The organism is Fibrobacter sp. UWR2, from assembly GCF_002210285.1.
Lineage (GTDB): Bacteria > Fibrobacterota > Fibrobacteria > Fibrobacterales > Fibrobacteraceae > Fibrobacter.
In genome coordinates this window covers 65768-88719 of record NZ_MWQE01000006.1, presented here as the reverse complement: position 1 = coordinate 88719, position 22952 = coordinate 65768, and the positions used below count along the sequence as shown (strand labels likewise).

The window sequence follows — 22952 nt, the reverse complement described above, 5'->3', positions numbered from 1 at the left end:
CCCTCCCATTAAAATTCCACGTTAATGGAGGCTTCAACAATAAGTTGTGTAAACTTGTTCGTGAATTCCGTTGGCCAGACGCCACCGACCTTCACATCCTCTGCATGGGCAGGCAAGTTCACCGCACCATCGGCAGCATAGAGCGCCGGATCGGTGTTGTAGGTATTTTCAACCGTCACCATGCCGAGGTTCAGGGAGAGCCAGGCGCTCTTGTCGAGCGTGTAGTCGAGGCCGACCATCCACTGCATCTGCTTACCCTTGACCATCGGGACCGTCGCTGCGATGCCGGCGTATTCGGCAACGCTCTGCTTCTGCTGGAGGTCGTTCATTTCCATGTTGATCATCTGGAAGCCGGCAGTCACACCAAGGCGCGGCAGGTACTGCACGTAGAGGCCGGCATTGATGAAGTCCGTCTTGAACTCGGCCTTGCCGTCGACCGGGGTACCCATGAAGGGGAGCGTCGGGTCGAATTCCATGGTACGTTCGGAATGCTTGTAAGAACCGGAAATCTCGAGAGGCTTGGAGAACCCGAGCACCTTGAAGATGTCGGCCTTGAGGCCAGCACCATATTCCGTGTAGGAGATATCGGTGAACCCGTAGAGCGGGGCGACCTGCGTGTAGATGCCGAACAGGGCCTGAGCCTCGAACCATTCACCCACGTTGCCGATGAGGTTCGCGCGGCCACCTTCGCGGTTCGCAGAAGCCATGCCGTTCGGGAGGACCATCTGGATGTTCGGATCGGCCATCGCATTGAGGAGGGCAATCTGAGCCTTGGAGTAGACGTTGCCAGTCCAGGAGTTCTTGTTGTACGGGGCAATGTTGTAGCTGGACGGCTGCTGCTTGAAGCCGTTGTCATCCGTTCTCATGGTAATGGGAGCCGGAGAGAACTTCGGGGCGAAATTGTAGAGAGCGTCGAAGGTCGAGTAAAGCGGAGACTTTACGCTGTGTTTGACAGTCTCGCCGTCGTAGTCAGAATTCAGGATGCGCTGGGCAAAGAACTTGGGCGACTGAGCAAGGTTGTTGAACCATGCGCTATCGTTGAAGATAATGTCGCCGACGAGCTTGACGCTCCAGGAATCGGTCTTGTATCCGGCATTGAGGGTCGCATTGACCGCAAGGCCGTTGTTGGTTTCCGTATTTTCGACACTCTTATAGAAGGTCATTCCGTCGAGCGTGAATGCGAGCGGGTCGTCAGCCGTCGTGACGACGTAATCACGGTTGATGACATCGTCCATCGACATGGCGAGTTCCGCCGTAGCGTCAAGGATGAGCCCCCTGTTATTCATCATGCCTGCGACATCGCCACCCACGCGGCCAGCGAGGACGAGGGTCTTCTGGGGGTCGAGTTCGTACGGATTGATGGCGGATATCTGGTAGGGATCCTTCGTGTTGAGGCTCAGTTCACCGTCCGCATTGTAGTGGCGGTAGGTGTAGGCTCGCGAATCCTCGTTGTCGAAGATGTACATCATCGTACCGGCGAGGTAGGCGTTCTTCCTGAGCGGGAGGAGTTCCAGGTTACCGGCAATGAGGAACTTGTCCATGTTGGCAGCCTGAGTCGCACCCGGAATGGTTTCGTTCGGAAGGATGTTGCCTTCGGCACCGGAAAGGTCAAGAGCCTGGGCGCGGTTCACTCGGGCGAAGATACCTTCGGCACGGACCTGGCCAAAGATGTCGTTCAGGTCCATACGGAACTGGAGGTTCGCACCCTGCAGGTTCCTCTGGTTGCCCTCGAGGAGCTGCTGCTTTTCGGCCATGTGGCGCTTGCGGGCGAACACCTGCGGTTCGTACATGATGTCGACATCCGGGGCGAACAACGTCAGCGGAGAGTACTGCTGGCGGAAATCACCCACGATCCAGTGGAAGTTGTTGCCGATCTGGCCTTCGACATTGATCCAGGGGACCTCAATAATCTTGGCGGCCGAGGCGAAGTAGTCCTGCATGCCGGCGTAGAGGCGCAGCATCGCGTTCGCACGGACGCTTTCCCAGGGGCGGAAGCCGAAGTTGAAGTCCGCGTTGACGAACTCGTCCCTTTCGACATCGGGCATCGTCTGGGAGGCGTAGGCATCGCCGTCGGTTCCGAAATACGATGAGTTGCCGTAATAAGATGCCTGGGCAACGCCGCGGATGGCACCCGTGACCTCGAGGCCGCGGTGAGCGTTGGCGGAATCGACCTTGCTTTCAATCAGGTCCTTGTTGTCGGCCACGGAAGCGGCAGCGACACCTGCGGTAAGCGCAAGGACACTCAAAGTTCTAGTCATCATTTTTGAAGCACTTTTGTTAAAATTCATACTCTTCTCGCGCCTCCATTAGAACCATACTTTAGTTTCGGCGTAGATGTAATGACCAGACCAGTCATTATCAGGCACGGTTTCGTCGGAATGGGTAGCCCACTTGTAACGCACGTGAATACCGGCACGGTCGGCGAAGTTCCAGTCGAAACCGATACCGAGGGCCGTTTCCAGGTAGTTGATGGGAGCCTTGCGGAACATCATAGTGTTCACATCGCCATAGTGCGTGGGCTTCGTATCAGTAGACTTGTCGATGTTGTTCTCGATATAGTCGATGAGGTAGCCGTATTCAGAACGGAAGCTCTCGAGGCCGAGGATACCGACGAGGTGGAAGGTCGGCGTAATGGCGATTGCCGGTTCAAGCTGACCGTAAAAGCTCCACAGGAGCATGTCGCTCTGGGATTCGCTGTAGGCAATCGGGGCGAACGACTTGGCGACACCCGAGATGGAGGCGTAGCCGCTCATCACGATGTTCCTGTCGGTGCCGAACCAGTGTCCGATATCGTAACCACCGGCGAGGGAGAGGTAGGTCGACCACTTGGTGTGGGTCGGGACTACGCTATCCTGAATCTGCTGGGCATTCTCGTATGCGGTGAAGGTTTCCCACATTTCCCACGTACCACCACGGAGACCACCCTGCTGGCGGTTCATCTTGAGGCCAATACCCGGGGTAAGCACACCGGCACGTTCCACGTAGCCGTTGTAGCGGGCGTTACCCGAGTCTGCCCAGAAGATCGGCTTGTGCTTGGTCCAGGAGTTCGTGGATTCCCAAAGGTTACGGCCATTGAGGCGGTAGTTGAAGAGGAGCACGTCGGCACCTTCCTCGACCTGGCTATGCAGGCCGTACTGGATGTCGAGGTGACCGCGGTTGAATTCCGGTTCGATCTTCAGGTTGATACCCGCCATGTTCGGGGTGTAGCGCATGGAACCCGCATTGAGGGCGAATTCATCCCTGCGCCAGGCAACGTAGCGCGAGGGGTTGCTCATGGAGAACGGAGAGTAGAAGTCCTTCTGGAGGAAGATGGCTTCGAGAGTCATCGGCCAGCCTTCGAGGTACTTGCTCTGGGCCTTCACGTACACACCGACCTGCGGCATGCTCCATTCGGAATCGTAGGAGTTCTTCTCGTAGCTAGAGCCGTGCTTGGAAAGGCCCGTCTTGTAGTAGTTGAGGGAATCCGTCATGCTCAAGGCCACATCGGCCATCAAGTAGAGCTTCGGAGTAATGTTACCCCTGAAGTCGACAGACGCCACATGGGTGTTCATGATGGTCGGGTCGACGCTCAGCTTGTTGTACTGGCCGTAGAATTCACTTTCATAGACGAGAGCCTCGTCGAAGACGATGCCCATGTAGTTAAGGCCAACGCTCAGGTTGTCGGCGATCTTGTTCTTGGCAAGGCGGCCGTGGTACACGGCGCCGCGGAGATCGTAGTCACCGGACATTTCGAGTTCGCCCGGCTGGCCACCGTACATACGCAGACCGTCACGGGTACCGACGTCCATGTCGGCCGGCTGGGACACCATTGCCTGAGCGGTCATGTCAAACGGGAGCTGGTAGGCGCTCACGAACACGCCACCGAAGGAGCGGTTGGTCCAGAAGGCACGTCCGCCTTCCTTCACCGGCTTGAACACCTTTTCCTTGTAGTAGGTACTTACAGTCTTTTCGTCTTCGAAGGTCTCGTACACCCAGGCAAAGCGGGGCATGGTCTCGCGTTCCCACATGGTGAGCGGAGAGGAGTTCGCCCAGATGACGCCGCCGGCCGTAACATAGGCGCCGAACACGCCCGCACGGATATCGATACCGAAGTTCATTTCTTCGTCGATAGTCGAGGAGTAGTAGTCGGTGGAGTGGTCGAACAGCACGCGCTCGTTGGAAGTCGGCACGTTCGTCGGCTGGGTACCCAGGTTGTTGACGAACAGACCCGTAAGGTCGAACGGGAACGTGAGGTTGGTCCAGAGGGTCATGTAGGAGTTCGGCATGGCGACGATGTTCGCCTTGAACATAGCGTCGACCGAGGTACGGGCCTTATCGCTGGCGAGGTATTCAGAGGCCTTCGGGTATCTGAAATCCTTGACGCGGAAGGCCATGAAGCCGGACACGGCGAGAGGAGCGTCGTCCTTGCCCATGAGCGTGGACTCGAGGTTATCGGCGATATTATCCATGTTGCCTTCGGCAACTTCGAGCTGCTTGTCGGCGGCGAGTGTCGCAGGGGCATCGACCACCGGAGCCGGTGTATTGACCGGAGCGGCAGAGGCGAATTCCTTCTTCGGGGCAGCTTCTTCAGCAGGGGCTTCTGCGGGTTCTTCGGCCACCGGTTCGGCAGCGGCTTCTTCCACAGGAGCGCTTTCCTCCGCTGCCGGTTCGGCCGGAGCGGCTTCAGAAACGGTCTCCTCCGCAGGAGCGGGTTCTTCGGGAGCAGCCTGTTCTTCGCTAGCCGGTTCGGCAGCAGGGGCTTCTTCCACCGCTTCAGTTTCAGGTGCGGAGGCATCTAATGCGGCTTCTTCTTCCTGAGCAAAGGCCAGGGAAGTGCAAAGCAAAGTCGTAAAGAGTATCGGTAATTTACGCATGGGAACCTCTTAAATCGCGTTGCGGAACGGGTAGTTGGCCGGCCCTTCGTAAGGCTTGCCGTGCTTCTTGATCACAATATCGTCAATCCAGACCTTGAAGGACTCGTTTTCGTCCTTGCGGACTTCAAGACGGAAACCCTTGAAGTTTTCCCAGGCAAACGGGAGCATGACTTCGCGGGTGTTCTTCGCATCCCAGTACACGCCGGTCTTGCCGAACAGCTTGAGAGGAATGCTGAAATGCTTCCATTCAGTGGTAATTTCACCAAGGCTCTTGGAGCGCAGCTTCACCTGGAGGGATTCGCCGTTGCTCTTCACGCCATCGTCAACGAGCACGAACAGGGCGTTCTCGCCACCCTTTTCGCCCTTGATCCAGAACTCGAGGACACCTTCCTCGAAATAGGGCGTCAGGTCGACAGAACCGGCGATACAGATAGCCACACCGGAGTAGTCGCTTGCAATAAGCTCAATTTCCATGGAAAGGGCGCCTTCCATGGCATACTTGTCCGTGAGAATCGGTTCGGGGTTCTCGCGCGGGTACTGGTAGGTGTATCCACCACCACGCGGGATGGCTTCGCGCATAACGACGCTCACCACGTCCTTATCCGGGCGGAAAGGCTTGGCTTCGCGCGTGACGAAGCGGGAATTGTCCCTATCCCTATAATCGCTGAAACTAGCAAAGGAGAAAGACGCAAGAAGGAGTGAGCCCACGGCGCACTTCCAGATGATGGTCTGCAGATGTGATTTCATAAGGTACAAAATCTCCAAATTCGATGGCTTACAATATAACTTGTTTTTAGGGCATTGTATTCCCACTTTTTTCGAAAAGGTGTATACAGACGTACTAAATCGCTATAATATGTGCCAAAAAACAAAAAAAACAGCCAATTTGCGAAATCTCACTCGTTTACCATAGTAACCGAATTATTTTATAAAAGAGCGCCTACCAGGGCAAATATGTCTAAATTTCTATATGTAACACGAAAACGACAGGATTCTTATGCACTTATTGAAAAACATCGCCATTTGCGCCGCCGCCGTACTCCTCGTAAGTTGCGACTCCGGCAACAAGGGTCTCGCCAGGGCCACTACGCCCGAAGACGAACCGGGGCTCAACCGCGTCAAGGTTGACTACTCGCTCGGACGCGCCATGAACAAGAGGCTCGGACGCGGCATCAACATGGGCAACTCCTGGGAATCCGTGGGTACCGGAGGCAACGGTGACTGCGGGTGGGGCAACTGCCTGCGCGACGAAGATCTCAAGATTGTTAAGGCTGCGGGCTTCAACTCCGTACGTATCCCCGTGCGCTGGGAAAACGACGCCGATATCGAAGGGCACATCGATACAGACCGCCTCGCCGGCGTCCATGAAGACGTAGCCCTCGCCATAAGTCTCGGCATGCCTGTCATCATCAACTGCCATCACCATGTCGGGCTGAACGCGGCAGCGGTGAACTACGAAAAGGACCCGCAGGGTTTTGACGATGAACTGAAGCGTTTCGCCGTCATGTGGCTCGACATCGCCGCCGGCCTGAACGACTTCCCGGACAGCATGATCGTATTCGAGATCATGAACGAGCCGCACGATATCAAGAGCGCCGCTACGGTGAACGCCATCATGACCGCAGGCTACACCGCCATCCGTGCAGTCGCGCCGAACAAGACCGTGATGTTCGAAGCCAACGGATACTCCAAGTTCGGGGCCATCAAGCAGCTCAACCTACCCCAGGACGGCAACATCATCGTAAGCGGCCACTACTACGACCCGTACGAATACACCCACCAAGGTACGGCAACCATGTACCCGTGTGGCGCCTCGCTCTCCAGTTCCGACCTGAGCAAGGTTACATCGGACTTCAAGCAGTACGCGGATTCCATCAAGGCCTACTTCCCCGACGTAGACGGCAAGCACAGCGTGCCGGTCAACATGGGCGAATTCGGCGCCATCGGGCGCTCCGGTTCGAAGTGCGCCAGCGAAGCCCCGAGCGAAGCCTCGCGCGCCCAGTGGACGAACTACGTCATCAAGGCCGCAGAGAACTACGGCATCAGCTGGCACTACTGGGCATTCGGCAAGACAAGCGGATTCCAGGCGTACAACCAGGGTGACGACGAATGGTTCCCCGAAATGAAGAAAGTGTTCGACAGCTATACGGGCAAGCTGTTCAATCAGTAATAAGCTTAATGCTCACTACGGGCGGACCAAGGTGCCGCCCCAGTGCTCGTCGAAAAAGGCTTGGAACAGAGGTTCCGGGCCTTTTTTCAGTTCCTCGACAACATCGGCGATGGTACGGCCGCTGCGGTAAAGTTCACGGTAGGCACGCTGGAGCGCCTGGATGCGCTCTTCCGGGAATTCTTCGGGGTGCAGGCGGAGTGCATGCAGGTTCAGTGCCCCCACACGGAGCGGGTTACCCGAAGCCTTGACGCAAGGGGGCACGTCGCGGTCTACCTTGTGGGTGCCGCCCACAAAGGCATAGGCGCCCACCTGGTTGCGCTGCTGGATTCCCGTAACGCCCCCGATGGTGGCGTACTCCCCGATACGCACGTGGCCGCCCAGTTGGCAGCCGTTCGCAATGACAACACCCTCATGGATGTCGCAATCGTGTGCGACATGCGAATACGCCATGATTAATACTTTGTCTGCAATACGAGTACAACCGCCGCCCTGGACCGTGCCGCGGTTGATTGTCACGTACTCGCGGATGGTGCAGTTTTCGCCTATGGCAAGGCGGGTCGGTTCGCCCGCATACTTGAGATCTTGCGGAGGAGCGCCGAGGATGGCGCCGTCGTACACATGCGTGTGCGCCCCGATGGAGACGCCGCCATAAACGTGTACGCGCGATTCGAGAACCACGCCCTCGCCCACCTCCGCGCCGGCATCGACAATGCACCACGGGCCAATAACGGCAGACTCATGGACCTTGGCTTGCGGGCTTACGAAGGCAGACGGATGGAACATGGCTGCGAATTTACTTCACCACGATGTTCACGAGCTTGCCCGGAACCACGATGGACTTCACGACAGTCTTGCCGTTCATGAATTCCTTCATGCGGTCATTTTCCATGGCGAGCTTTTCGAGGGCGGCCTTGTCCATGTCCTTGGCGACAGAGGCCTTGGCGCGGACCTTGCCGTTCACCTGGAACACGACTTCCACGGTGTTTTCCACGGCCTTGGAGTGGTCAGCTTCCGGCCAGGCGACGTTCGTGAGCGATTCGTTGTGACCGAGGATGCTCCACATTTCTTCGGCGATATGCGGGGCAAACGGGTGCAACAGCTTGACGAACGTTTCGCACGGTTCGCGGTAGCGCTTGTCCATCTTCATCATTTCGTTGTTGAAGATCATCAGCTGGCTAATCGCGGTGTTGAAGCTCATGTTTTCGATGTCGCTCGTGACCTTGATAACGGTCTGGTGCATCACCTTCTCGATTGCTTCCGGAGCGGTTTCGTCAACGTAGACCGGAGCGGCATCGTCGTCGCCCACCACGGAGCGCCAGGCGCGGCCGAGGAAGCGGTTCATACCTTCGATGCCCTTGGTCTGCCACGGCTTCACGGCATCGAGCGGACCCATGAACATTTCGTACAAACGAAGACTGTCGGCACCGTAGTCGCGCACCACGTCATCCGGGTTCACGACGTTCTTGAGGGACTTACTCATCTTGGCCACAATCTGCTTGAGCTCGATGTCGGTTCCCTTCTTGAAGAACTTTCCGTTCTTCTCTTCGACTTCGTCGGTCGGGACCTTGGAGCCAGCGGCATCTTCGTAAGCGAAGGCGAGAATCATGCCCTGGTTGAAGAGTTTCTGGAACGGTTCGTCGGTAGAGACGAGGCCGAGGTCAAAGAGCACCTTGTGCCAGAAGCGGCTGTAGAGCAGGTGGAGCACAGCGTGTTCGGCACCGCCCACATAGAGGTCCACGGGCATCCAGTACTTTTCAAGTTCCTTTGCCACAAATGCATCGCCGTTGCAGGCATCGATGTAGCGGAGGTAATACCAGCAGGAGCCAGCCCACTGCGGCATGGTGTTCGTTTCACGAATACCCTTGCGGCCGTTCTTGTCGGTCACCTGGAGCCATTCGGTGGCGTTAGCAAGCGGAGACTGTCCGCCGTCACCCGGCTTGTAGTCCTTGAGTTCCGGCAACAACACCGGCAGTTCGGCATCATCCACAGTAGAGATTTCGCCGTCTTCCCAGTGGATGACCGGGAACGGTTCGCCCCAGTAGCGCTGGCGACTGAAGAGCCAGTCGCGGAGCTTGTAGTTCACGGTGGCCTTGCCGATCTTGTTGGCTTCGAGCCATTCGATGACCTTCGCGATGCCCTGCTTCTTATTGAGGCCGTTCAGGCAAAGCGTGTCGTTCTGGCTGTTGATATAGGTGCCGTCGGCAGCCCAGCAAGCATCGCCCTTGAGTACGAGCGGCTTCACGTCTTCGGGGCAGCTTGCATCGGGTTCCATGATGCAGATGACGGGCAAATTAAACTTCTTCGCAAAATCGAAGTCGCGGGTATCGTGGGCGGGCACGGCCATGATGGCGCCGGTGCCGTAGCCGGTAAGAACGTAGTCGGCGACCCACACCGGAATCTTGGTGCCGGTGAGCGGGTTCACGGCATAGCTACCGGTAAACACGCCGGTCTTTTCCTTGGCGAGTTCGGTACGGTCGAGGTCGCTCTTCAAGGCGGCTGCGTGCACGTATTCTTCCACGGCGGCCTTCTGTTCGGCAGTCGTGAGTTCCGGGACCATCGCGTGTTCCGGGGCAACGACCATGTAGGTAGCACCGAACAGCGTATCGCAACGGGTAGTGTAAACGCGGAGCTTCTTTTCGGTCGGCTTGCCGTTAGCGTCGGCAATCGCAAAATCCACTTCGGCACCGTAGCTCTTGCCAATCCAGTTCTTCTGCATGTCCTTGACGCCCTGCGGCCAGTCGAGCTTGTCGAGGCCCTTCAGCAGGCGGTCGCCATACAGCGGGATGCGCATGAGCCACTGCTTGAGGTTACGGCGTTCCACTTCCTTGGTGCCACACTTTTCGTGAGAGCCGTCGTTCAAGACTTCTTCGTTCGCGCACACAATCTTGCAGTGCTTGCACCACCACACCTGAGCGTCGGCGTAGTAAGCGAGGCGCTTAGAATCCTTGTACTTGCGGACTTCTTCCTTGCCCTTTGCTTCGACATCGGCAGGAATCGGGAGTTCTTCGATGGGGCGGCCCTTCTGCTGGTCTTCATCGAACCAGGTACCGTAAAGGCGCTTGAAAATCCACTGCGTCCACTTGTAATACTTCGGGTCGGTGGTGTTGACTTCCTTGTTCCAGTCGTAGCTTAAGCCGAGGCGCTTGATCTGACGGCGGAAATTGTCGCAGTTCTTCTTGGTGGTAATGGCCGGGTGCGTACCGGTCTGGATGGCGTACTGTTCAGCAGGGAGGCCGAAAGCGTCCCAACCCATCGGGTGGAGCACGTTGAAACCGCGGCTGCGCTTGTAGCGGCAAATGATGTCGGTGGCGGTGTAACCTTCCGGGTGGCCCACATGGAGGCCTGCGCCACTCGGGTACGGGAACATGTCCAGGCAGTAATACTTGGGTTTGGACTTATCGGTGCCCGTCTTGAAAGTCTGATGTTCTTCCCAGTAGGCCTGCCACTTGGTTTCGATCTCTTGCGGATTGTACTTTGCCATTTTATCCTCTAGTGCCCCGGCTATGCCGCCGCGGCCTCATTAAATTTTTCGGGGTTAAATTTAGAAAGAAAAAGGGATGGCGGTCAGCCATCCCGATGTTCAAAGCCCTTAAAAGAGGGGGATTCATTTCTTTTCGTACCGGTTAAAGATGTATTCAACAATTACTTCATCATATTCAATAGTCCCATTATCAACGGCAACACATTGCAAAACTGTACCTGGTTGATCTTCGTCCGGCATTCTAATCCTCTGTTGGCCTTCTGTTTCTGCGTTACATTCAAAACTAGAGGAATTTATATCGTCAAAAAAATCATCCGTCGTTTCTATTGCCCAAGAACCATCTTCATGATAGCGGTAATAATTTTGAGATATGCAATAATCATACACTTCCCAACCATTTACCGTATATAAATCCTGATTATACTCGCATGTCTCCAGCAAACCGCCGGCACGGTCGCCTACCTTGGCATCCTTGGGCAAATCCAGGACATCGTATTCCTCGTCTGTCAAGCCTTCTTTTCGAGGGTCCGTATATTGCTTCGGTACAAGATTTACTTTTTCCCATTGCCCGGCCCAGCAATAGTAATAACCGGAATCGAGCAATTTTGGCAGATTATATGAGGAAGACAAAGAATAGTACATTGGACAAAAACCTAATTCAGGATCGTAGCCGGCTTTCACCCACCCGCTATCCACCATCTTGCCATTAACCCAAAATTTTTCATCATTGTATTTATAGTACACCATTTTTCCATCTACTTCAAATGAGCAGGTTCCACTAACTGAGACAGAATCCGCACAGTTGTAAAAAGTAGCCTCATCTATTTCAGTCCACCCGTCGCTAGAACACTGGTAATACATAGACAATGTATTATCATCACGACCATAAACAATTTTTTCTTTATCTCCTACGTTTTCGGCGGTGCATTCCTTGGTTATTTTGGTCAAGCCGTCACATTCTTCCCAAACGCCGTTGCCAACATAAGCGAATGTTCTTTCAGAAGGCGTAACATTCATACCAGCTTGGAATATGTTTATCGTTCCAGTTTTTCGGCAAAGGTCCCCCACCTGCACGCCAGCAGTATCACAAGTGAGGCTAATATTCCCACGAACCCACAAGCCGCTTTCACACCTATTGTAAGTATTGTATCCGTATTTGGGGTTCCCTTCCCACACAACTTTGACCTCGCCTTCATTTTCTGCAGTACATTCCTCCGCAATTGATTTAGAATAGACTTCACCATTTGTATAAGGGATCCACCCGTTTTCGCTACATTTAAACGCCGAATCTTGAAAAACCGAACTTTCTGTACTATCAACAAATAATTTTCTCATTCCAAGATTCGAAGCATCGCATTTGCCAAGGCGATACTGATTTGCCCAAAAGCTATTCACATAGGTTTCAAATGGCGGGACATCGGCAATTTTCCACGATTCGATATTTCGACGGATCTCAGCAAGCTTTCCCGAACGGCTCGCTTCGCAAGCGAAATCTGCAATTTTAATCTTGAGCAAGGAATCATTCCAAACGCCATCTGCCGCAAAATCTTGGCCCATCGTAGCAAAACGCGCCATGAAATCAGCTTCCGACTCGTTTCCAAGTAAAAGAACGTTGATTGCTAAGAGCGCAGCATCCCCTTCGCCATTTCCAAAGATGCTCAAGTGTTCTACCTTATCATAATCGACATCAGCATAAAAAGCTGCAAAAATTTCGCGATCCGCCTGTCGTTTTGCTTCTTCAATGGACATGTTGTTTTGTTCCACTAAAGTCTGAACTCGTTCATATTCAAGATGCGTAAGCAGGTTTATATTCACTTTTGACTGGCCACTTACATCAGCAATAGCCTTCATGAATATTGAGCCATTCGACTTTTTACCGGTAACCTCATTACGGTAATAGCCGTTCACTTCAAGCAAAACATAGGGATAATCCAAGGCAATATTTTCGATAGAAAAATCGCCCCTGTCATTTATCACTTTCCCTCTAAAGCTTTTACCTGTCTGGGCAAGCGATTTCCCCTCAAGTTCCTGCATCACGACCGACGAACCTTCCAAGAATGGCCCCTTCTGAGAAACACCGTTAATTGAGCCCTCAAAGGGCTCGTTACCGCCAGAAGCACTTTCGGACGAACATGCCCAAAAGAATGTTCCAACAAGAAGAATCAAGCTAGACACAATAAATTTTTTGTAACACATCTTCTTAGCGCTCCTTAAATGTTATATAATTTTTCATCTTTAACACAACGAACAGAATGTCTTTCCTGTTTATCATCCAACAATATTCTCACTTCATATCTATTATGCTCATTTGTATTCATGTTCACCGCATATCCTGCCGAGATATTCTCACCCAAAGAATTTACAAAGGTCCCCGCAGAACTTGTCCAATAAGTATTTTTTTTGTCTTTCCCAAACAATTCGTAAAATGGATCATCTATTCTAGAAACATTATAATACTCCACGTTCTGTGAACTATCCCCAGAAAGAACGTTAGAAGGATTATCCCCATTCCATGTGAAAATACCCTTCCACTCCTCAATAGTAGGCAGTCGCCATCCTTCAGGACAAGCAACTTCCACAGCATCGTTCCAAGAATAGAGCGAATCACCGTCATAATGCACATTTTCAACAAAGATCAGAATATCTCGCCAAAGACTTCCGGGCAATTCCGACGGAATATTGGTATAATGGTACAATTGTTTATCTCGAGAATCTCTCATCTCATCGTATTCCTGCGAGGCAACAAGACTATCGATATCCAAGACACAACGAACGTAGGCTAATTCAGATGAATATGGCCTAATTTCTGCCGTAGATGAATCAATCCATAAAACATATCTTGTACCAATAGAATCGTCCGAAGAAATCCACAACGCCGTATTTTCATTCAAACCTTCATATTCGCCATGCCCCCCAAGCAAAGCCTGAAAACCAGAAATACCACGTTCATAATCGTTCATCACAAGCAGAGAGTCGGCAGCATTCTTGCCCGCGCCACCATAATATTGCAAAAGATTTTCAACCTCACCATATTTAGGCAAACGATATCCAACCGGGCACGCTTTCAAAGCTGTTCTATAGTCGTAGAGCATTCCGTACATTTTGCAATACGTAGGCACATCGCGATAACACGCTTGTTTCGCATTAACCGTATCATGAAAATCATATTCTAGATTTTTGGCCGTCCAAAAAACATCCCCAATCGTCATGTGTCCAAGATAATCGGTAGAATCATCATTAAATTCCATCGGTTCCTCCGCAAAATACCACCGGCATCCGAAACCATCATCAGTACACGTATCATCACTATTGGAGTAGCATATAAAGTCTTTATTATAGTATTTGCTATGAATATTGGAGATTTTTTTCGTAACTCCAGAATGATCTCTATCACATGGTCCAAGGTGATATTCATTTGTCCAAAACCTATAAAGCAGTTCATTTATATAAGGTAGATTGATGTAAGCATCTTTATCACCCACTTTTTCTTCCATCCAGTCCGCCAAATTACGATTAATCTCTTCCAAACGGTCTGCAGAACTTTCAATCTGATACGCCCAATCCGCCACTTCATCTTTTTCTGCACCTTGCCATTCACCTTTTTCCGCAAAAGAACGAGCAGCCAAAGCAAGTCGCTCAGAAAAATCAGCTACAGAGCCATCTCCCAGCATCAGCACACTCAAAGCATACAACGCCCCATCAGATTCCTCCGAGAAGATATCCATATCTTCTGGAGACCCTAGATTACCCGTAAAACGGAATGACGAAAAAATTTCTGACTCAGCCTGTTTTTTTGCCTTTGTAAAAGACAGTCCCTGTTTCTGAACGAGGTTAAGAACACGATCCGCCTCTAAATGCGTAAGCACATTAACATTAACGTTATTGCGGTTTGTCAAATCCGTAAGGGCATTTAAGGAAATCATTCCCTCAGATTTTTTCCCAGTAACTTCGTTATAAAAATACCCGGTCACTTCAAGCAAGGCATACTGCGATGCGAGATTCACGCTCTTGACAGAAAAATCGCCATAATCACTTTTTACGCTTGTCTTGAAACTTCTACCTGTTTGAACTAAAGTTTTTCCATCGAGTTCCTGAATCGTCACCGAGGACCCCACCAAGAAAGGTCCCTTCTGCGTTACACCTGCAATTTCACGATCCGTAATCGCAACAATGCCTTCGGCTTCTTCGCTTGTGCCACCTGCCATATTGTTTTCGGAGCAGGCAAAAAATAAAGCTATAATTGAAAATAAAAACAAATATTTCATATTCTCACTCGCTCGCTTAAAATCAATTTATTTTGGGGCCTCTTACAGAAGTACCATTGCAAATATTTTCCGTCAGCGGGAAAAGCTGCATGTTCAAACGACAAACTTTTTCCACGTTCTTGTCTTCTGTGACAATCGAGACAATGCGTTTGCGACACTGGGCAAGTTCTTCAACAATTTTAGCATAACCTTCTGCAGACACGCCCATGGTAATACCGCTAAAGTTTCGTTCCGAAATAGGCAATTTATCCAATGCCTCGAGAGCAAATTCGCCCATCTGGCGCAATAGCGAGTGAACCGCCACAGCGACAACGTTCAAGCGTCCAGACGAGAGCGATTGATTTGTCTGGTGATAGTTCCCCTTGATATCGCGCGTCAAAAGCCCAGACTTCACCAGGAAATACAAACTTTCGCTGACATCTGCAGCAGAAATCGGAGGCTTGCATGCTTTGGCGATTTCGCTCGGCTTTGCCCCCGGCATCGCTACAGCAAGCTCACGGACGACAGAATGTTTCCATGTTTCATAGTAGGAATAAAGTTCGCTTCCGAGAATTTTCACACGATTGGCTTCACAGAGCGCTTGCATTTCTTCAAAACATTTCTTCTTCTCGAGATCCGTTTTCGCCCGTTCGTAACGCACCATCAAGACAAAATATTCCTGCTCAAACGCGGATAAGTTCATTGCCTGTGCGGTTTTCTTCGCCCCTTCTTCGCGAAGCCGCATCTTGCCATCACAAACAAGTTTCAAATGAGCCCCCGAAGCAAACCCCGCCAATTTTGCAAATTCGCGCCACGTAAACGCGGAACTGCGCTTTCGTTCGCGATAATAATCCAACAAATATTCACGATAATCTTTGTATTCGGTAACAGGCTGCATGATAATAAAAATAAAAAAAACGCGCCACGTAGCGCAATACTATTTTAAAAACAGAAATGGCCTTTTTGAGCGAATTTAGGCAGTTTTTGAAAAATAATTAAAAAAAATCCAAAATTATAAACAAAATTCGATCTTTTTTAAACAAAAAGATTCTCATTTTACGGCTAATTCTAATCTTCCGCGGCAGTAGAATCCGCAGGTGTTTCCGTAGAATCCGCCGGAGCGTTCAAGAGTTCCTCGCAAGTTGAGCTAACGCTGCCGCTAGCCTTCGAAACCCACCCCTCTTCGGTATAGACATAACAAGTTAGAAGGTTGGGCATTATCCCGAAAGACACGTTTCCACCAGATACGATACTGCAAACATCCCCGATTTTCGTATCGGCCGTAGTGCATTGAGCATTGATTCGAGCCGTCTTTGATTCTTCAGCAGACATTTTTTCCCATTTTTTATCTTTACATACAAAGTCCCACTCGGTCTTTGCGGCCTTAGGATTGTCCGGTTGCTGCGAGCATACAACATTCTTCATTTCTCCTTCATTGTCCGCAGTACACGCGTCGAGCGGGTCACGGCATTCAGTCTTTACCCACTCTCCCGATTCACAGTGATAATAGGAAGTCCATTCCATTACGTTCCCATTGTCATACACGGCAATCGTATCTAACACCGTTTTGTACACACCCTCGCTTTCGGCAGGACATCCCTCAGTCGCGCCCACATCCGTATAGTCTTCTGAGTTACTTAAATACTCACTACAGTACGAAAAAGACCGGCCCTTGGAAACCCATCCATCTTCAGTATAGAGATAACAATCTCTGAAAACCGACCCCGTCACAGGAATATACCCATAAACACCGCATACACCACCGATTTTCGTTCCGGCAGTGATGCACATCGTCTCGATTCGAGCAAATTCATCTTCTTCGTCGACATTCGAGGAACTGGACAAGAGCGTCTCATCACTCGAAGAGCCCGGCTGTTCTTCTTCGATTGCAGATGAGCCCGGCTGTTCTTCGTTATCGCTTGCAGAAGACGAAGAATCGTCGCCGCAGGCGACAAGGGCAAGCGGCATGGCAACTGCAAAGGCAATTGCCGAAAGAGGGATGTTGCGGAAGGTTAGTGACATGCGGAAAGTCCCCTTGTAATACAATTGTCAATATAATAAATTTATCCATAAGACACCTATGCGGGTACTTTGTAAGAAAAATGTGCGAAATTGGCGGCCGTTTCCTTTAATCGCCCCCTTGACCACCTCCTTTTTTTCTAAATTCATCGCCATGAAATTGTTTAGGGTACTTACCACCATCATTTTTTCGGGGATTGTCTGTTCTGCCTTCGCACAGGATTCCTACGAGGCCGACGTGGATTCCGCATGGATTGCCTCGCAGAACGGTGGCAGCACGGAAATGAACGACGGTTCCGACGAACCGAACCCCGAATGCATCGGGGATGGCTGCGGCGAGGCCACTGCCGAATCCACCACGGAGCAGGCCAGCAACGAGGCCGTAGCCGAATCAGCCGCGGAGAAAACTAAAAACGAAGGGGCCGATTCCGACGAAGAAGAGGACTGCACCCCCGCAGACTCGCTCCTCCCAGAATGCAAGGATTCCGCGTCCGAGACCAAGGTCGCTAGCAGCGACGACGATGATGACGACGACGACACCTACGACCGCTACACCAACGAGAACGCCGACATCAGCCGCGCAAGCCGTGAGGGATTTTCGAGCGGATTCAGCCTGGGGTTCAGGTTCGGTGGCGGTTTCAACCTGTTTTTCATCGGCGAAGAGACCGATGACTGGAGAATCGGATACGAGGCCACGGCAGGTATCATCGCACAGACAAAACTCGGCATCGAAGGATTGTTCGCATCAGTCGGGCTTTCCTTCAGCTATTTCCGCTACCGCTACGAGGCAGACTTCGAGTTCGACGACTACAGCGAAGAAGACGAAGCCAAGGTCAATGTCGCACTGTTCGAGATCCCGGTCATCATCAAGTACGCAATCGGCGGCGGCAATATCACCCTCGGTCTCGGGTTCGACCTGGGCCTCAAACTCACGGGCTCCTCGGAATTCGACCAGACCATCAACACGAGTACGACTACGGAACAAGACGATACTCACGACAACACCCTCCCTACCGCCGGACTGGAGATGGGCGCGGTCCTCGAGATCGGCTACATCGTGAACAAGAACGTCTCCGTGGACTTGCGTGTCATACAGCGTTTTACAAATCTCCTGAACAGCGACGTAGTCTTTGAATCCTCTGTCAAGGATGCGAAGTTGTTGGGAACGCACGCGACCATCGGCATCTCGCTGTTCCTGTAGGAAAAACTCGAAAAAACGGCATAAAAAGTTCCGTCCGTAGGTAAAAAAAAATTTGCCCCCTGTCTTTTTGCGGCAAAGATATTTATAATAGAGAAGGTGTTTAACCTTCTTTTGTTATAATTCAAGCATGAACCTGAGAATCGTACCTTTCCTGGCCGCGGCAATGCTCGCCGCAACTGTGCCTTCCCTCGCAGACGAATTTGACGATTTCGATAATGACGAAACGACAACCTCTACCGAAAGGAGCAGTTCGGAGTCGTACGACGGTTCGGCAGCAAGCGAATTCGCCGACGACGCGGAATACGCAGCCGAATATGCACAATACAGAAGAGAAAAGACCTCGAAAGCCGAGATCAACAAGCAGCGTGCCGAAGGTTTCGCGCGTTCCATCTTGCTGGGCGTTCGCGCTAGCGCCGGCGTCAACACGTTTATCGGCAACGAGACCTCGGGATGGGGACTCGGCTTCCAGGGATCCGCCGGCCTTCTGGTGACACTGCCGCTCGGGGTCAAGAACCTGAACATGGTCCCCGAACTGGTGTTCACGTACCGCCATTACCGCTATGCGAACGAGACGGACTTCGGTGACGACGATGCCAGCATCGACATCATGATGTTCGAAATCCCGCTCGTGGTGCGCTACACGTTTGTGGACCTCAACATGTTCGTAGGCCTCGGCCTGAACCTCGGCCTCAAGCTCTCCGGTTCCTCCGAATTCAACCAGAACCTTGACCTGGGCGAAGACAAGACCCGCTCCAACACCATCGCGACAACGGGCTTCGAACTCGGTGCGGCGGTCGACCTGGGCTACATGCTTACGCGCTGGGTACAGTTGAATATCCGCCTGGTACAAGGGTTCACGAACCTCCTGAACCAGACGCTGAACGCAGAGGCCTCCTTCAAGGACTCGAACTTCCTTACAAGCTACGCCTCCGTAGGCATCTGCTTCCTGTTCTAAACTGCTTTGCAGGATAATTAACGCTAGTGGGCACTCTTGTGCCTACGGCACTGCGCGTGAGACGTAGGGAGATTAACGCCAGTGGACACTCTTGCCCCTACGGGGCTGCGAAATGACCTTGGCTTATTTCCGGATAGAACTGCGGCGGAGTTTCACGATCTCACGCTCGATAAGGAACTTCTCCACCGGGAAGAAGCTCTCGTGATTCTTGATGGCATCCTGGTAGATGGCATTCGCGAGCTCGGGTTCGCCAGCAAGGAGCGAGATGAGCAGTACGTTCCTGAGGAAGAACTCGTCCATTTCCTTGATCTCGTACTTCTCGTAGAAGTCCGCCACAAGGCGCGACGCCGTCGGGTAATCCTTGACGCGGGCGACCTCCAGGATGTTGAACTCGTCGGTGAACGATGCCGGGAAGGCGCCCATATCCACGAGGTCGCGGACGCGGTTGTACACCTCGTTGCTGTCGCGGGCCTCCATCGGAACCCCACGGATCCACTCGATATATTCCATGCGGAACTTGACCCATTCCGGCGAACGTTCCGCCACCATGAAGTGCAGAGCGGGCCTTGTCGTGTCGGCAACCGCAACGCTGTCCGCGGTCGAGTCGGCCGGAGCGCGAGAGGCTTCCTGGGCCTGCTTTGCAGCATTCACGGCAACCGCAGAATCCACCTGCGCCTGCACCCTGTCGAGGTAAGCGAGCAAGCCAAGCTTCTTGTACGGATCGACACCGGCCTGCATCATCTGCTTCACGCGGAACGGGCGGCGAAGTTCATTTTCTGTAGAGTCGAGATATTCGGGCCAGCAGACTTCGCAGCTGTCGAACACCTGCACGATATGCGCCTGCGAATGTACGAAGCGCGCCTCTTCGGCCTTGTTGTCTACGATAGGCGTAAAGATGCTGTTCGGGGCCACGCCGTCCAGTAGCGACTTCACCATCTTGGATGTGAACAAGAAGTTCTGCTCGCCAAAAAATTCCGGGTCACGGTGGATGCGGTTGAATTCCTTCACAAGGACAGGGTCGGTACTGAATCGCCCGATACCCTTCTGGAATACGGGCTCGTCACTTGCGATAATAATGATGTCCGGTTCTTCGGGCGCCTTGTAGAGGCTCACGTACGGGAATGCGACGTCGAGCGCCTTCAAGATGTTCAGGAACAGCTGGTCGTTGAACTCGTATGTCTGGATCCACTGCACCCAGAGTCCGCCCGGCTTGATGTAGCGACGCATCTTGGTGTAGAACTCATGGCTGAACAGGCTAGCCACGCCGGAGACCCACGGGTTGCTAGGTACGCTGATCATCAGGTCGTACTGGCGGCGGTTCGTGAGGAAGAACGTCTGCGCATCGTCGATGTAGATATGGATGCGCGGGTCATCATAACCGCGGGAGTTCCACGGGTAGAACCCCTTCGCGAGGTCCATCATCTCCTGCTCGATTTCTACGCAGTCGAAATCCTTCAAGAGCGGGTCAGAGAGCAGGTAGTGCGCACCCATGCCGCTTCCGAACCCAACCATCGCGGCGTCGTAGGGTTCGGTCTTTACCGCCATCGGCATGAACGCGGTCGCAGCCTGCGTGAGCTCGTCACCCTCGATGGGATTTTCACGGTTCTTGCCCAGGCTGGCATCCGCCTTGCCGTTCGTCTTGATATAGTAATGCACTTCGGATTCGTGGAAACTGATGGTAGCCGTCTTGCCGTCGCGCACTATGATTTTTTCGTCCGGGTGGAGGTTCTTGTAGGCGCGGAAGGCGCCCGAAGTAATCAGGTGCGGGTCAAAGCCTATAAAGATGGAAGGCAAGATCATGAAGGCGCATATCACGTAGAACGGCACGCTATAGCGGAAACGCTTGCGGTAGATGACAAGCAGCGCAAAGCCTATCGCGAAGTCGAGTACGGCAGCCAGCACGAGAGCACCCTTGAGTTGCAACAGCGGGAGCAGCAACAGTCCGCCACCCGCAGAACCGATAATGGAACCGACGGTGTTCCAACCGTACACCTTTCCGATGGGGGCCTCGCTCCTGAAGGCGCGCGTGAGGATAATCGTAATCAGCGGGAGCGTCATGCCCGCAAAGAAACTCGTAGGCACCATCCACAGCACGGAGAGCGCATACTTGAAGAGGCTCCAGCAGACATAGCCGTCATTGGTGGGGTTGAATATCTGGTTCGCCTCGTTCATCATGCCCCAGAAGGGCTTGTGGAAGTACAGCGTGCACAGCGCGAAGAACGCCATGAGGATCTGCGCCATCGAAAGCACGACGAGCGAATCCTTCTTGAGGAGCTTGCCCGAGACGGCACTGCCTATGGCAAGCCCGAGGATGAACGCCGAAAGCATCTGGTCGAAGCTGTGGCTCGAAGAACCCATCAGCAGGCTGAGCAGGCGGATCCAGACAATTTCATAAATGAACGAGGTAAGGCCCGTAATGCCCGCAATCCAGAACCACATGCTCTTCGGGGGCATCGCAAGCTTGTGTTCTGCCACATAGTCTTCGTTCAGGGGTTCGCGTTCGGCGCTGCCCTCGCCCACGAACGGGAGGTCTTCCTCATCCTCTTCGCGGGTCGGCGATGTCATGAAGCCGATAAACCCGAACACCATCGCCAGCAAGAAGTTTATGGAGGCGGCAACACACAACGTAACGTGGTTCCCGAGTTCGGGAATGAGCATGTAGCTTGTGACCAAGATGCCGATGGCAGAACCGAAACTGTTCGTGAAGTAGAGCATCGGGAGCGAGACTTCGGCACCGCTTTTGCGCATAAGGCCAGCAGCAATGAACGGGAACGTCATGCCCACCGCAATCGCAATCGGGAGCGTAGAGCCCGTAGCCAGCACGACCTTCGCGACTTCAGCGCCGGTAAAGCCGAGGCCCGCGACCCATTCGCTATCGAAGAAGAATCCCGTGAGCAAGTTGTAGAGCGGGTGGTATGCCACACCGCCTATACCGATGGCTAGTTCCACCGCGGCATACCCGAGCAGCGGGCGCCGGACCTTCTCGACCATCTTGCCTGCAACAAAGCTACCGATGGCAAGGCCACCCATGTAGATGCAGAGCGTGAGCACCTGGCCGTAGCTGGAATGCCCGAGAAAGAGTTTGAGGTAGCGGGCCCACGAGCCTTCGTAAATGAGGCCAGCAAACCCGGAAAGGGCAAACAGGAAATAGACCAGGATGTTCATAATGAAATAATATAGTAAACGAATTCGTTTATTCGTTTACTCAGGCAATGCCTGTGCGGGTGCCGTTATTTTGTTTCGGCTTTTTTAGAAGGCTTTTCAGCCTCGGGCTTTTCTTCGGCCTTCCACGGCGTAAGCCCCACGACATTCTCCACGGGCACCGAGAACGCAATCCCCTGCCCCATGGTGTCAAGTCCCGCCTTCTGGTAGAGGGCATGGAGCACCGCATCCTTGATTTTGGCATCCACTAGGATCATCACGATCTCTTTTTCGGGCTGGATGGCTATGTGGAAGAACGATTCGGCCTCCTTGTTCGCCGTACCGCGGGCATTCAGGATAGTACCGCCACGCGCCCCGGCATCCTTCGCCGCTTCCATCACGGTTTCCGAAAAGCCGGTGTTCACAATGCAGAAAATGACTTCGTGGTTGACTGCACTCATGCTTCGTTCCTCCGTACCGCATCGCGGTTGTCGCTCAGGAAGTTAAAAATGGACTTGCCGATGATGCTCGACATCGGAATTGTATAGGCGATGCCCTTGCCACCGACGATGGTCTTGAATTTTTCCTCGATGCTGTCAAGCGCCGAACGGAGTTTGTCCTCGCCAATAATGCTGAAGATTACAGCACGGTCCGAATCCGCGAGGCCCATCGCCGTCGCGATCTCGCGCGGGGCGGTACCCTTCCCGAACACGACCATCTGCATGTTCACGCCAAAGGACTGGATATGGTCCATGTAGAAATCCGCCTTCGCGCGGTTCACGATGGTCACGAGAATCTTGAGACGGTTCATGGTAACACGCGAACGCCCACTCGCCTTCCCGTATAGCCTTCTCGCAATTCCTGTCCTTTTAGCTTCTGCCATATTCC

15 protein-coding genes are annotated in these 22952 nt (G+C 52.9%); 3 read left to right on the top strand and 12 right to left on the bottom strand.

Going from position 1 to position 22952, the window contains the following annotated elements:
* Positions 1-8 precede the first annotated feature (8 nt).
* From B7994_RS09455 to B7994_RS09445, 3 genes are read right to left on the bottom strand one after another with little or no spacing between them, the layout of a single operon-like run.
* Positions 9-2261 (bottom strand): hypothetical protein, encoded by a 2253-nt coding sequence (locus B7994_RS09455; RefSeq protein WP_088638214.1) that lies wholly within the window; start codon positions 2259-2261, stop codon positions 9-11.
* Positions 2262-2306: 45 nt separating this feature from the next.
* Positions 2307-4853, bottom strand: a complete 2547-nt coding sequence (locus B7994_RS09450; RefSeq protein ID WP_088638213.1) for a hypothetical protein — start codon at positions 4851-4853, stop codon at positions 2307-2309.
* A gap of 9 nt (positions 4854-4862) precedes the next feature.
* Positions 4863-5600: a carbohydrate binding domain-containing protein gene (locus B7994_RS09445; RefSeq protein WP_088638294.1), complete on the bottom strand. Its 738-nt coding sequence runs from the start codon at positions 5598-5600 to the stop codon at positions 4863-4865.
* Between the two features lie 250 nt (positions 5601-5850).
* On the opposite strand from B7994_RS09445, the gene B7994_RS09440 reads away from it, so the two are divergent.
* On the top strand, positions 5851-7023 hold the full coding sequence (locus tag B7994_RS09440; protein WP_088638212.1) for a glycoside hydrolase family 5 protein: 1173 nt from the start codon (positions 5851-5853) through the stop codon (positions 7021-7023).
* A 15-nt stretch (positions 7024-7038) separates the two neighbouring features.
* Here B7994_RS09440 and lpxA read toward each other — a convergent pair whose 3' ends face one another.
* The 6 genes from lpxA to B7994_RS09410 all read right to left on the bottom strand — a co-directional run bounded on the left by lpxA (position 7039) and on the right by B7994_RS09410 (position 16770).
* Positions 7039-7806, bottom strand: coding sequence for an acyl-ACP--UDP-N-acetylglucosamine O-acyltransferase (gene lpxA / locus B7994_RS09435; RefSeq protein ID WP_088638211.1), 768 nt, complete (start codon positions 7804-7806; stop codon positions 7039-7041).
* A gap of 10 nt (positions 7807-7816) precedes the next feature.
* Complete coding sequence (leuS, locus tag B7994_RS09430) at positions 7817-10504, bottom strand: leucine--tRNA ligase (RefSeq protein ID WP_088638210.1); 2688 nt, start codon at positions 10502-10504, stop codon at positions 7817-7819.
* Between the two features lie 123 nt (positions 10505-10627).
* Entirely contained in the window at positions 10628-12679 is a 2052-nt protein-coding gene (locus B7994_RS09425) for a hypothetical protein (RefSeq protein WP_158213123.1), read from the bottom strand.
* 35 nt (positions 12680-12714) lie between these two features.
* Positions 12715-14769 carry an FISUMP domain-containing protein gene (locus B7994_RS09420; RefSeq protein ID WP_088638208.1) on the bottom strand — a complete coding sequence of 685 codons (2055 nt, stop codon included), beginning with the start codon at positions 14767-14769 and terminating at the stop codon, positions 12715-12717.
* Positions 14770-14791: 22 nt separating this feature from the next.
* Positions 14792-15646, bottom strand: coding sequence for a TIGR02147 family protein (locus B7994_RS09415; protein WP_233143148.1), 855 nt, complete (start codon positions 15644-15646; stop codon positions 14792-14794).
* Between the two features lie 170 nt (positions 15647-15816).
* A complete protein-coding gene (locus B7994_RS09410) occupies positions 15817-16770 on the bottom strand; it encodes a hypothetical protein (RefSeq protein ID WP_088638206.1) in 954 nt (317 codons plus the stop codon).
* Positions 16771-16921: 151 nt separating this feature from the next.
* On the opposite strand from B7994_RS09410, the gene B7994_RS09405 reads away from it, so the two are divergent.
* Positions 16922-17968: a porin family protein gene (locus B7994_RS09405; protein WP_158213122.1), complete on the top strand. Its 1047-nt coding sequence runs from the start codon at positions 16922-16924 to the stop codon at positions 17966-17968.
* A gap of 127 nt (positions 17969-18095) precedes the next feature.
* The gene (locus B7994_RS09400; RefSeq protein ID WP_088638204.1) at positions 18096-18923 is read left to right on the top strand and encodes an outer membrane beta-barrel protein; all 828 of its coding nucleotides are present in this window, start codon (positions 18096-18098) and stop codon (positions 18921-18923) included.
* Between the two features lie 123 nt (positions 18924-19046).
* Here B7994_RS09400 and B7994_RS09395 read toward each other — a convergent pair whose 3' ends face one another.
* From B7994_RS09395 to B7994_RS09385, 3 genes are all read right to left on the bottom strand, one after another.
* Entirely contained in the window at positions 19047-22088 is a 3042-nt protein-coding gene (locus tag B7994_RS09395) for a spermine synthase (protein ID WP_088638203.1), read from the bottom strand.
* Positions 22089-22153: 65 nt separating this feature from the next.
* Positions 22154-22525 carry a P-II family nitrogen regulator gene (locus B7994_RS09390; protein WP_088638202.1) on the bottom strand — a complete coding sequence of 124 codons (372 nt, stop codon included), beginning with the start codon at positions 22523-22525 and terminating at the stop codon, positions 22154-22156.
* Positions 22522-22947: a hypothetical protein gene (locus B7994_RS09385; RefSeq protein WP_144063826.1), complete on the bottom strand. Its 426-nt coding sequence runs from the start codon at positions 22945-22947 to the stop codon at positions 22522-22524. Before B7994_RS09385 ends, B7994_RS09390 begins: the two co-directional genes overlap by 4 nt.
* Positions 22948-22952 lie beyond the last annotated feature (5 nt).

Coding starts and splice junctions, on each gene's coding strand:
- B7994_RS09455 (WP_088638214.1), bottom strand. CDS start 2,261: ATGATGACTAGAACTTTGAGTGTCCTTGCGCTTACCGCAGGTGTCGCT.
- B7994_RS09450 (WP_088638213.1), bottom strand. CDS start 4,853: ATGCGTAAATTACCGATACTCTTTACGACTTTGCTTTGCACTTCCCTG.
- B7994_RS09445 (WP_088638294.1), bottom strand. CDS start 5,600: ATGAAATCACATCTGCAGACCATCATCTGGAAGTGCGCCGTGGGCTCA.
- B7994_RS09440 (WP_088638212.1), top strand. CDS start 5,851: ATGCACTTATTGAAAAACATCGCCATTTGCGCCGCCGCCGTACTCCTC.
- lpxA (WP_088638211.1), bottom strand. CDS start 7,806: ATGTTCCATCCGTCTGCCTTCGTAAGCCCGCAAGCCAAGGTCCATGAG.
- leuS (WP_088638210.1), bottom strand. CDS start 10,504: ATGGCAAAGTACAATCCGCAAGAGATCGAAACCAAGTGGCAGGCCTAC.
- B7994_RS09420 (WP_088638208.1), bottom strand. CDS start 14,769: ATGAAATATTTGTTTTTATTTTCAATTATAGCTTTATTTTTTGCCTGC.
- B7994_RS09415 (WP_233143148.1), bottom strand. CDS start 15,646: ATGCAGCCTGTTACCGAATACAAAGATTATCGTGAATATTTGTTGGAT.
- B7994_RS09410 (WP_088638206.1), bottom strand. CDS start 16,770: ATGTCACTAACCTTCCGCAACATCCCTCTTTCGGCAATTGCCTTTGCA.
- B7994_RS09405 (WP_158213122.1), top strand. CDS start 16,922: ATGAAATTGTTTAGGGTACTTACCACCATCATTTTTTCGGGGATTGTC.
- B7994_RS09400 (WP_088638204.1), top strand. CDS start 18,096: ATGAACCTGAGAATCGTACCTTTCCTGGCCGCGGCAATGCTCGCCGCA.
- B7994_RS09395 (WP_088638203.1), bottom strand. CDS start 22,088: ATGAACATCCTGGTCTATTTCCTGTTTGCCCTTTCCGGGTTTGCTGGC.
- B7994_RS09390 (WP_088638202.1), bottom strand. CDS start 22,525: ATGAGTGCAGTCAACCACGAAGTCATTTTCTGCATTGTGAACACCGGC.
- B7994_RS09385 (WP_144063826.1), bottom strand. CDS start 22,947: ATGGCAGAAGCTAAAAGGACAGGAATTGCGAGAAGGCTATACGGGAAG.